The sequence below is a fragment of the Pseudonocardia sp. ICBG601 genome (genome assembly GCF_020496245.1).
In genome coordinates, this window is record NZ_JAHLJA010000186.1 from 1 (window position 1) to 10,734 (window position 10,734).

General features: G+C 69.7%; 9 protein-coding genes and 1 pseudogene. 6 read left to right on the forward strand and 4 right to left on the reverse strand.

Annotation, left to right across the window (positions count from 1 at the left end; all coding sequences use genetic code 11):
* Positions 1-135 precede the first annotated feature (135 nt).
* From KPL57_RS59170 to KPL57_RS59195, 6 genes and pseudogenes are all read left to right on the forward strand, one after another.
* Positions 136-435 carry a hypothetical protein gene (locus tag KPL57_RS59170; RefSeq protein ID WP_226358774.1) on the forward strand — a complete coding sequence of 100 codons (300 nt, stop codon included), beginning with the start codon at positions 136-138 and terminating at the stop codon, positions 433-435.
* On the forward strand, positions 432-2,867 hold the full coding sequence (locus KPL57_RS59175; RefSeq protein WP_226358775.1) for a hypothetical protein: 2,436 nt from the start codon (positions 432-434) through the stop codon (positions 2,865-2,867). The genes KPL57_RS59170 and KPL57_RS59175 overlap by 4 nt, the downstream gene beginning before the upstream one ends.
* A gap of 335 nt (positions 2,868-3,202) precedes the next feature.
* On the forward strand, positions 3,203-3,988 hold the full coding sequence (locus KPL57_RS59180; protein WP_226358776.1) for a hypothetical protein: 786 nt from the start codon (positions 3,203-3,205) through the stop codon (positions 3,986-3,988).
* A gap of 361 nt (positions 3,989-4,349) precedes the next feature.
* Positions 4,350-4,619, forward strand: a complete 270-nt coding sequence (locus KPL57_RS59185) for a hypothetical protein (RefSeq protein ID WP_226358777.1) — start codon at positions 4,350-4,352, stop codon at positions 4,617-4,619.
* Positions 4,616-5,017 carry a hypothetical protein gene (locus tag KPL57_RS59190; protein ID WP_226358778.1) on the forward strand — a complete coding sequence of 134 codons (402 nt, stop codon included), beginning with the start codon at positions 4,616-4,618 and terminating at the stop codon, positions 5,015-5,017. The genes KPL57_RS59185 and KPL57_RS59190 overlap by 4 nt, the downstream gene beginning before the upstream one ends.
* A 593-nt stretch (positions 5,018-5,610) precedes the next feature.
* Positions 5,611-6,209, forward strand: a pseudogene (locus tag KPL57_RS59195) (DUF3631 domain-containing protein).
* Positions 6,210-6,421: 212 nt separating this feature from the next.
* Here the strand turns inward: KPL57_RS59195 and KPL57_RS59200 are convergent.
* The 4 genes from KPL57_RS59200 to KPL57_RS59210 all read right to left on the reverse strand — a co-directional run bounded on the left by KPL57_RS59200 (position 6,422) and on the right by KPL57_RS59210 (position 10,223).
* A complete protein-coding gene (locus KPL57_RS59200; protein WP_226351775.1) occupies positions 6,422-7,006 on the reverse strand; it encodes a recombinase family protein in 585 nt (194 codons plus the stop codon).
* A 246-nt stretch (positions 7,007-7,252) separates the two neighbouring features.
* The gene (locus tag KPL57_RS68515; protein ID WP_264199916.1) at positions 7,253-7,804 is read right to left on the reverse strand and encodes a transposase; all 552 of its coding nucleotides are present in this window, start codon (positions 7,802-7,804) and stop codon (positions 7,253-7,255) included.
* The gene (locus KPL57_RS71155) at positions 7,801-9,117 is read right to left on the reverse strand and encodes a Tn3 family transposase (protein WP_308253207.1); all 1,317 of its coding nucleotides are present in this window, start codon (positions 9,115-9,117) and stop codon (positions 7,801-7,803) included. Before KPL57_RS71155 ends, KPL57_RS68515 begins: the two co-directional genes overlap by 4 nt.
* Positions 9,114-10,223: a DUF4158 domain-containing protein gene (locus KPL57_RS59210; protein ID WP_226358779.1), complete on the reverse strand. Its 1,110-nt coding sequence runs from the start codon at positions 10,221-10,223 to the stop codon at positions 9,114-9,116. Before KPL57_RS59210 ends, KPL57_RS71155 begins: the two co-directional genes overlap by 4 nt.
* Positions 10,224-10,734 lie beyond the last annotated feature (511 nt).

The following is a 10,734-nucleotide window of genomic DNA, read 5'->3' on the forward strand; positions in this document are numbered from 1 at the left end:
GCGCCCTCCTCCAGGACTCAGACGCCCCGACCGGGCCGTCTGACGGGGCGTCCGCAGGTCGTCTGCTGATGCTTCCGACCCGACGGCCTGTGGCCGTTTCCGCTGGCCAGCGGGTCATTTCGGGTGTGAGGTGGCATGAACGCGCTGTTTCGTCGTGTCGTGGCGGCGGTCCGGGACCGGCTGGTCGAGATCGCCGTCGTCGCCGCCCTAACCGTCGCGGCGGTGTGGCTGACCTGGTGGTTCGCCGCACCGCTCGGCTTCGTAACCGGCTGGTGGGCGGCCGCTGAGCTGCGGCTCTGGCAGGCCCGTCGAGCCGTCCCAGCCTCAACCACCCTGGCCGGACAGGACCCGGCAGGCGACGTCTCCGGCGGCGCTGTGTCGCCTTCTGGGCGGGTTTCGGCTGGTCAGCGGGTTGAGGGGAGGGCCGGAGCATGACCACCACGAACCACTCGTGGGCTGCAACACGGGCGGCGGAGCGGCGTGAGAGCCGCGCTCTGGACGCCCGCCTCGCCCGGGAAGCCGCTGACGCTGCGGCGCAGCGGCGGATCGCCGAGCAGGACGCCCGCCGCGACCGCGACCGGGCCGACCGCGAGAGCGCTGAGCGGCGCCGCACCGAGCAGCGACGAGCCCGCACAGCCGCCCGGGCCGCAGCCCGCACACGCGCCCTGACCTGGTCTTCTGCCCACGTCGTCGAGTTGCTGATCTACCCGATCGCGCTCCTGTCCTTCGCTCTGGCCGCACCCGCGATGGCCGCCTACGGCACCACCATCTACGGCCCGCTCGGCGTGCTCCTGGCCGGGATCACCGAACTCGGCATGTGGGCCTTCGCCCTCGCCATCGTCGCCTCCCGACACCAGACACCGGACCGGCCCGTGGTCGGGTTGCAGGCCGGGGTGGTGCTGTTCTCCCTGGTCGCGGCCTCGATGAACCTCCTCCACGGCCTCGAACAGGGCCTCACCGCCGGGATCGTCATGGCCGTCGTGTCCATCGCAGGCGTCACCGCACACCAGCTCACCCTCGCCGGGGCACCCCGCTCCCGAGCCGAGCGCCGGGACGCCCACCTGACCGCGCTGGTAGAGGCGAAGACCGACCGAGCACGACGCCTCGCCGTCCGCGACGCGGCAGCAACCATCGGCACCGACGGCACCGCCCAGCTGACCTACCGGCCCGGGACCTACCAGGTCCACCGACGGGCGCTCGCCGCGACGACCGCCCCGGGACGCCACGGCGCCCCGCCCGTGCCGGGCGGCGAGGGCCGCGCCGACGACTGGGACTGGGCACTCGCCGCCCTCGTCGAAGGCGCGGACTGTGTCGGCTCCGCCTCACCAACGACTACGACTACGACCTCGACTACCTCGACTCCGACCTCGACGATGATCATGGAGGCGGTGTCGCCGTCCTCAACCGCCGCGACGAGGAGTCGGGTGGGGAGTCGAGGGCTGACCTGCGACAGTCGACCCCACCAAGATCATCGTCGAGGGGCGGAGTCGACCCCGACCATGATCTTGAAACCGGGTCGACTCCCCGCAGCCTGGATGATCTTCGCGACCAGCTCCGGGCCGCCGTCGCCGACGGCCGGGTCGACCCCGGATCGGCCGAGTCCATCCGCCGGACGCTGCGCTGTTCCGCCGCGCGGGCCCGCCAACTCCGCGACGAGACCGCCGGAGGCCCCCGATGAACAACAACGACCACGACACGCGGGGAAGTCTGGCGGCGCCAGCCCAGACCACCATGCGCGTGAGCTGGCGCCGGTCATCACCCTGCACCACCGCACCGACAACTCCGACACCGAGCCCTCGGTGGTGATCGAGGGCGAGATCGTCGACCACACCTGCGGCCCGCAGACAGACAGCGCCTCGACACCGGGAACCGACGTGGTGGTGTCGCGGCGGGACCTCTACCGCTCCGACCTACACACCGCAGGCCGGAGCGCCCTCGCCGCCGCCACCCACCCCGTCACCGTCACCACAACGAAAGCCCTGGTCAGGAACACGTGGTTCGTGTTCTCCGGCGCCGGAGTCCTCATCCAACGCTGGCGGGACACCCACGGCACCTCCCGCTATGAGCGGCAGATGCGGGCCGCTGAGATCGCCGGGGACCAGGACCGGCTCCTGGAGTGGGAGGCCCGCGACACCGCCGAAAAGCAGCGGCGTCATGGCCGGGTGATGGACTGGATCAACGCGCCCCTGGCGTGGGCGCGTGCTGCGGGGGTCGGCGCGCTGATCGCGCTCGGGATGCTCCTCGCCCTCGGCGCCGTCCTCGCGATCGCGGCGAAGGATGTTTCCCTGGTCATCGCCCCTGTTGCCGGGGTGATCGACGCGGTCGCCTGGACCGTTACGTTCGTGACCGTCTACGCCACCGTGATCGCCACCCTGGCCGGGGCCGGGGCGGTGCTCGGGCTGTGGGCACTCGGGGCGGGCCCGCACCACCCCACCCACCTGGACCGCGACTGTCGACGACGACGAGACCAGCACCGGGCGGGGTGTGATCGTCGACGAAAGCGCCGTGGTCAACGCGCTGCGCAACCTCGGCCTGAGCGCCCTGAACAGCAAGTTCAAACACGGCTGGACACCCCGCTGGAACCTCCCACCCGTCCACGACGGGAAGGGCTGGCACTGCCAGTTCCTCCTGCCCGAGGGCGTCACCGTCGAGATGCTCAACAAGCGCAAAGACGTCCTGGCCCACAACCTCCTGAGGTTGCCGGTGGAGGTGTGGCCCACCGAAGCCCGCGACCACCCCGGCATGCTGGACCTGTGGGTCGCCGACCAAGGCTCACTCACCAAACCGGTCGCGCCCTGGCCGCTGCTGCACGACGGGACCACCGACTACTTCCGTGGTGTCCCCGTCGGCGTCACCCCCCGCGCTGACCTGGTCAACGGACGGCTGTTCGGCACGAACTGGGGCATCGCCGGGATGATGGGCTCCGGGAAGTCCACCCTGATCATCAACGTCCTCGCCGGAGCCATCCTCGACCCACTCGTCGAGATCGACATCTACTGCATGGCCCACAACGCCGACTACGACCCCTTCGCCCCGGTCGCCCGGACGCTGTTCGTCTCCGACGACCCCGACGAGGTCCCCACCGTCCTCAACGGCCTCAAACAGCTCATGTCCGAGCTGTCCGAACGCGGACGGAAACTGTCCGCAGCAGGCGAACCCAAGCTCACCCGGGCACTCGCCGCCGCCGCGCCGGCCCGCCTCCATGCGGCCCCGCGTCGTGGTCATCGACGAGTGCCAGGAACTGTTCGTCTCCGACGTCGGCGCCGAAGCCGCCGAGCTGGTCGCCAAGATCGTCGCGAAGGCCCGCAAATACGGGGTGACGTTCCTGTTCGCGACACCAGTCCCGTCGAAAGAGTCCCTGCCTCGGGCGGTGGCGAAAGTCCTGTCGAACCGGGCGTGTTTCGCCATCGCCGATCACCAGGGCAACGACGCGATCCTCGGCACCGGCAAACACACCGCCGGGATCACCGCCACCACCCTGCAACCCATGACCGTGGGCAGCGACGGCACCGTGGACCTCGGGGACCTCGGCACCGCCATGACATCCGGGTTCACCAGCCGGGACGGGCTGATGCGCTGCTTCTACATCCAACGCGGCAACGGCGTCGACGAGCTGACACCGATCGTCGAGCGGGCGGTGAAGCTGCGGGAAGAGGCCGGGCTCGCCACCGGAGCAGCGACCGCCCCGGCACCGCCGCCTCGCCGGGACCTTCTGGAGGACCTGCTCCACGTCCTCACCGAGGCGGGCGCGAAGCGGATGCGCACCCAGGAAGCGCTCGCGCTGCTCGCCGAACTCGACCGCGCCCACTACGGGACCTGGACCTTCGAACGCCTCGCCGACGCACTCCCCGACGGGGCGAAGCCCTACAAGACCGGCGGCACCAAACAGGTCTCCACCGACCGCATCGCAGAAGCCCTCACCGACCGCAACACACCCACCGATCCTGTCACCGACAGTGACGAATGGGCGAAGGGTCCGACGACCTGAGCTGAGGACTGAGGGACCCCCTCAGGGACCCGGGAGGGACCCAGGGAGTTCTCCCTCCCGGGTCCCCGACGGGTCCCTCCCCAACCTGACCTGCACTGACAGTCACCCAGGGACCCCAGGGACCCACCCCCTCCAGCACCTCTGAAACCCGCAGTTGAGCAGGGACGGGAGCACTTCGGCGCCTCCCTCCCTCCCCTTCGCCATGCCGAAAACAGGAGCCCCCATGACCACACACAGTCACCACTCTCCTGGACTACCGGAACCACCGGCAACACCTGCAGCACCTGACCCGCTCCCGTGTCGAGCCCTGGCAGTCCCGATCCCGCGCCTGCCCCACCCGGATCGGGCCGACGCGCTGGAGGTGATCAGCTTCGTCGACCCGGCCGTGCTGGCCGCCGTCCTCGGACGAGCCCAGCCGACCGCACCGCTGCTCGTCGCCGCCCGCGTGGGCGTGGAGGTCGCCGACCTGCGCCACGCCCGCTGGGTCGCGTTGCGCGACGCCAGCAAGCAGGTCTCGGTCGCCTACACCGCTGCCGGGCTCGCCCGACAGCCGTCCCTCGCGGAGTTGATGCGGCGCCGGTATCCGCCCCACGGCGACCCGGCCCGGTGGGCACGTGGGGACGCGGCATGAGCACCACCGCAGCCCCACAGCTGGTCGTGGGCAAGTCGACCCGGACCACAGCCCGCCCCAGCGGGCGAGGACCGGAAGCGACGCGGCAGCACCGCCCTTCCCCCGCGCACCGGCCGCCCCGGATGTCGCGGCTGGCGGTCCAGGTCGCCGACGGCCGCGAACTCGCCGTCCTCGTCGACGGGCCCTGGCGTGGGCGCTGGTACTGGGCCGACGACCTGGCAGCCATGCAGGACGCGTCTCGCCGCTACCCGGACGGCCATCCGGCCGCCGAGCTCCGCGCCTACGCCCCGACCGAGACCTGGACCGAGCACCCGCACGAGCCCGAGGTGACCGGACGCCTCTGGCGACACCACCCGAGCACCGCACCCGCCGCCACCACCTCCAGGAGGACCGCGTGAACACCCACGACGACCAGGTTCCCGCAGGTCAGGGCGAAGGTTCCGAATCCGGCACCTTCACCCCACCACCGACCAACAGCACCAGTAGCGACGTCGACGGGGCGGTGATCCTCGACGACCTGGAGACCGCGCTGCGCCGCTACGTCGCCCTCCCCTCCGACGCCGCCGTCGTCGGGGTCGTGCTCTGGATCGCCGCCACCCACGCCCAACCCGCCTGGGCCCACGCACCACGCCTGGTCGTGCGGGCACCGGAGAAGCGCTGCGGGAAATCCCGCCTCCTCGACGTCGTCGAAGGCGCCTGCCACCAGCCGTTCATCACCGTCAACGCCACACCGGCAGCGGTCTACCGCTCCATCACCGCCGACCCACCCACGATGCTCGTCGATGAGGCCGACACGATCTTCGGACCCGCAGCCACCGGCCACGAAGACCTCCGCGGACTCCTGAACGCCGGACACCAACGCAACCGGCCCGCCAAGCGCTACGACCTCGCCAAAAACCGCGTCGAGTCGATCTCGACGTTCGCCATGGCAGCGCTGGCCGGGATCGGACGCATGCCCGACACCATCGAAGACCGCGCCATCGTCGTCCAGATGCGCCGCAGAGCCCCCGGAGAACAGGTGGCGCCCTACCGGCACCGACGCGACCGGCCACGCCTCCAGAAGCTCGCTGAGCGGCTGCACAGCTGGCTCCGCAACGACCTATCGGTCTTGGAGGCGGCTGAGCCGGTGATGCCGGTCGAGGACCGGGCCGCTGACACCTGGGAACCACTCATCGCCATCGCCGACCACGCCGGAGGCCACTGGCCCGAACGCGCCCGCCAAGCCATCCTCGCCCTCCAAGAGGACAGTGCCGGGGATGACCGGTCCGAACGCATCCGGCTCCTCGCGGACTGCCATGCGGCGTTCGGGGACGAGCAGGCGTTGCCGACGATGCGGCTGCTCCAGCAGCTCCGGGCTGATCCGGAGGCGCCGTGGGCGGACTACGGGCCACGCGGCGAAGGACTCACCGCCATGCGCCTCGGAAGCTCCTCGCCGAGTACGACATCCAGTCCACGCAAATGCGGCTCCCTGGGCTCGGGAAGGTCAGGTGCTACCAGCGTGACGTGTTCGGCGACGCGTGGCGGCGCTACACCCCTGATCTGGTCACCGACAGTGCTGAACAAGGAGGCGCGGGGCCAGGCGAGGCATAACCGCTGGTGGATGCGGTAAGGGCGGCCTTCGGCTTGCGTGAGCGTGTTGTTCGTTGAGGGGGTGTCCCGGCTTGAGCCGGGACACCCCCTCAAGCCGGGACAGGGAAAAAGCGCATGTGACCTGCTGGAACGCTCAATGTGTCCCGGCTGTCCCGGCTTGCCCCGGCTTGGGGCGCCGGTAAGGGAGTTGTCACCAGCCGCAAACGAGTCGATCATTGCTGGTCAGCGGGTTTATTTTCGGTGAGGTTGCGGTAGAGGGTGGCGCGGCTGACGCCGAACGCGGCTGCGATCTGGTCGGCGGTCTGGCCGGTGTCGAGGGCGGCCTGGGCCGCGGCGAGCTGGTTGGGGTCGAGTTTGCGGGGTCGGCCGGGCAGTTTGCCCGTGGCTGCGGTGGCCTCGCGGGCGTGGGCGGCGCGTTCGCGCATGAACACTCGTTCCATGTGTGCGAACAGCGCCAGTAGCGCGACGGCGAGTTCGGCCATCGGCGAGTCGTCGGTGGTGTCGATCGGGATCGGGTCCTTCAGGGTCTTGATCCCGATGCCCTGCTCGCGCAGCTCGTGCACGACGTTGAGGCATTCGCGCAGATTGCGGCCGAGTCGGTCGAGGTTGGTCGCGATGATCGTGTCGCCGGAGCGGGCGTAGCGGCGCAGCTCGGTGAAGCCGGGCCGGTCGATGGTGGCGCCGGTCTTCTTGTCGGTGTAGATCCGCTCGTCGGGTATGCCGTGGTGGCCCAGGGCGTCGAGCTGTCGTTCGAGGTCCTGGTGTGTGGTCGAGACGCGGGCGTAGCCCAGTTCCATCACGTCACCGTCCTGGCCTGGTCCCGGTCGGCATCCAGGGCGGCGGCGATCCGCGGGTCGGTAATGGCGGACTCGCCGGTCATGATCGTCTCGTTTCCTCCCGCAACTGTCTCATAAGTTTACCATGTGGCCGTGTTTCGAGGCGGTGTTTCGACGTTAGATTGTGAGACAGCGTGACCTGGGGTGATGTCGATGTCCGAACTCGCCTGCACGCTGTCGCGGAACCTTGGTTTCGAGACCGGCCAGTCAGCCGCTGGAGGCGGCGGCGGCCAGGCGAAGACGGGCGTCCATGTTCAGCCGCACCTCGCCGTAGGGCAGCACGTGCGCCCAGAACAGCGGCGTCAGCCCGCGCCGATCCTCAGCGGTGAGCGCGTCGTCCCACTCGGAGCCAGCGAGCAGGTCCTGGATCATCAGGGTGTTCACGTACACCAGGGCGGCCTGCAAGATCCGCAGGCACAGCACGCTCATCTCCTGCTCGTCGCGCCGGTTGGTGGCCAGGTCCCCGCCCTTGCCGTAGAAGATGACCGCGTTGGCCCGATTCCACGACTCGACCACGTTCAGGCCCTCGTGGATCTCTCGCTGGAGTGCCCGGCTGTGCAGGTAACGGGCCAAGAAGATGGTCTTTTGCGCCCGGCCCAGCTCGATCATCGCCTGGTAGGTCGGGTGCGCTGCGTTGGCCTTCATGAATCGCCGCAGGATCGCCTCGGTCGAGGCGGTGCCCACGCGGATCGCGGTGGCGTACTTGAGCATCTGGTCGTACTGCTCAGCGATGCGGTCCCACCGGACCGGGCGGGTCATCGCCGGTGCCAGACCCGGCCAGGCGTCTGGCTCGCCAGCAGCCGCAGCCGGCGGTACAGCTTGACCTTGTTGATCCGCTTGATCCTCGGCAGCAGGTCGAACCCGAGCAGCTTCGTGATGCCGAACCCGATCTCGGACTGACCATGCGTGTCCACGTAATTGGCCTCGACCTGCATGTCGGTGCCATGCCGGATCGCGCCGTCGACCATCGCGTGCACCTCGGAGGCCGAGCAGTTCAGCCGCTGCGAGTGGATCACCACGGAGCCGCGCTCGACGTGCCAGTAGATCAGCACCCCTCGGCCGCCGTAGCGGGAGTGCCACTCGGTGAAGATGTTCTGGTCGAACGCGCCGAAGTGAGTCGAGTCGCTGGCCACCGTGGATCCGTCGCCCCACAGTGTCTGCTGGCGGGCGGCGAAGGTGGCGTTGGCGATCTCGATCGCGATCTGCCGCGCGGCCTCGGTGCTCAGGTAGCGGCGCCGGGCGTAGCGAATCTCGTCCTCGGAATGCCCGTGCTCGCCGCCGGCGACCGCACGGATGCCGGTGTTGGTGCCGTACCCGTAGATAGCCAGCAGCAACCGCTCGGCCAGCACGTGCTCGGGCAAGGTGCCGCGGTCGGCGACCGAGGTCACCGCCGACAGGCAGCCGGTGCGCAGCACCGCCTCCTTGAGCATGTCGATCAGCGGCACCGTGCCCCACCGGGCCTGCACAGCCTGCTTGAGCCGGCGCAGGTTGCGCGGCTCCGGCGAGGCCTCCAGCGGGGCCAGCTTGACCGCGCCAGCCGCGCGGTCGCTAATCGACAACCAATCGCAGCCCGGCAGGGCGGTGTGCAGGGCCTCCAGCTCGGCGCGCATCTCGGCTTGCAGGTCGGCGATGAACTGGCTGGGGTCCAGCGGCTTGCGCAGCGCCTGGTAGTGCTCGACGCGATGGTCCTCGAAATCGGTCGGAAGGTCTTCGGCCGGGTTGCGCCAGGTGTCCGCGCCGACGACCCAGATTTCCTTGCACCGCAACTGCTCGCGTAGCGCCTGGAAGGTGCACACCTCGTAGACCATGCGCACGACCCGTTGCCGGCGGCGCTTGTCGTCCTTGTAAACCAGCGCCTCCCAGTCCTCGCTCAGGCCGCGATGGACCGGGATGTGCTCGCCGGCCGGGTAGTAGTGCAGGTTCCCGGCGCTGGCGTAGCGGGTGATCAGCTCCAGCGCGTCGAGCACCGGCCGGTGGGTGGTGTTGTTGCTGCGGAACTCCAGCACGTCCAGCAGCTTGATCAGCCCAGTCCGGTAGTGGTTGGTGTAGGAGCCCTTCAGCGTGGCCTTCACGGTGCGCTGGTAGGTCGGCCGGAGGACTTGAACTCCGCGATCAGGTCGGCCAGCACGGCCTGCGGCGCGACCGGGAACACGGTGTCGCGCACGAGCTGGTCGCCGGCGTTCACGGTCGCCTCGGCGACCCGGAACAGCAAGTTCTCCTTGCCGGTGACCCGCTTGAACTCCTTGATCAGCTCCTTGGTCACCCGGACCTCGGCGCGGGCGTTGATCCGGTGCACGGTGGAGATCAGCAGCTCGACCAGCGTGTCGGTGATCTCCCGTTCCCGGCAGTGCAACAACGCCGCCAGCAGGGCCAGCGTCACCTCAGGCGCGTGTCCGCGCAGGTGGCTGGGCGCCTCGACCGCCGCCCGCGCCCGCCAGGCGGCGACCACCTTCGGGGCGATGTCGGCGAACACGCCGGCTGACAGGCCGACCGCCCGTACCGCTTCCAGCTTGGCGATCTCGGTCAACATCGTGTTCAGGCTGACGTTGCCCGGATCGGACCGGATCGAGGCCAGCACCGCCGGCCCGTCACCGTCCCCGCCGGGTTGGCCGTCGTCATCGGCACCGGCCGCGACCAAGGCGAACAGCCGAACGCGCACCGCCTCGGATAAGCGGATCGCCACCCGTGCGAACAGCAGCTCCTCGCCGCGGTGCAGCGCCGAGCGCACGATCCGGTCGACGCGGCCGCCGGTGGGCGGCTCGATACGTTCCTCCCGGCACCGGTCCAGCAGCTGGTCACGGACACGTTCAGCGCCGCGCTCGGTCTGGGTGACGGTGGTGACCAGCCACTCGGTGAGCTTGTCGGCGTCGGCGACGCTGCACTCCCGGAACCCCAGTGTCCGGCGAATCTGGCTGCGATGGAACTCGATCGTGCGGCCGGACCAGTCGTAGAACGCCAGCTCGGTCACCGGCACACCGACCTGCCGGGCCACGTAGTCCACAGCGGCGTCGGGGATCTCGCTCCGGCTGCGGGGAAACCGGCCGTGCTCGGTGTAAAAGCGCAGCAACACCGCGAACCCGAGCCGCGTCGCGCCACGCTTGCCGGCCACCATCGCCAGCTCGGCCTCGACCAGCGTCCACCGATCGATCAGTTCGTCCTGACCCAGCTCACGCGCCACGCACGGACGCTACTCCCACCCCCCGGACACCGCCGCGACCAGAGATTCAGGGTCAAGCCCCCAGCGCTCGTTTGCGGCTGATGACACGATCCTTACCGGCACCCCGGCTTGGGGCCGTTTCGGACATCCCTCGAAATCTCACTCTGTGCAACTGCGCGCGGGGCGCGCCCACGGCGAGCGCCCACTCCCCGTGGCGCCGGGCGTCAGCGAGGAGGCGACCGACGGTGCCGTGCTTCGCCAGTGCTGACAGCGATCCTCGGTAGCTGACCCCTGGAGGCGCAGATCCACGGCCCTGGCTCGACGTTGCTTGCTTGGCCCGCTGCTCGTAGCGGTCTCGGGGTTCGGCGATCATTTTTGTGACCGTGGAGCGGGATATTCCGAACTCTTCAGCGAGTTCGCGGCCGCTCTGGTCCGACGCCGCGGAATTTGCGCTGTCATGAGAAAGCCCGCTTCGCCAATGCCTCGCGGAGCTGTCGAGATGTTTCGATCTGGTCATCGCCACGGATTCGGC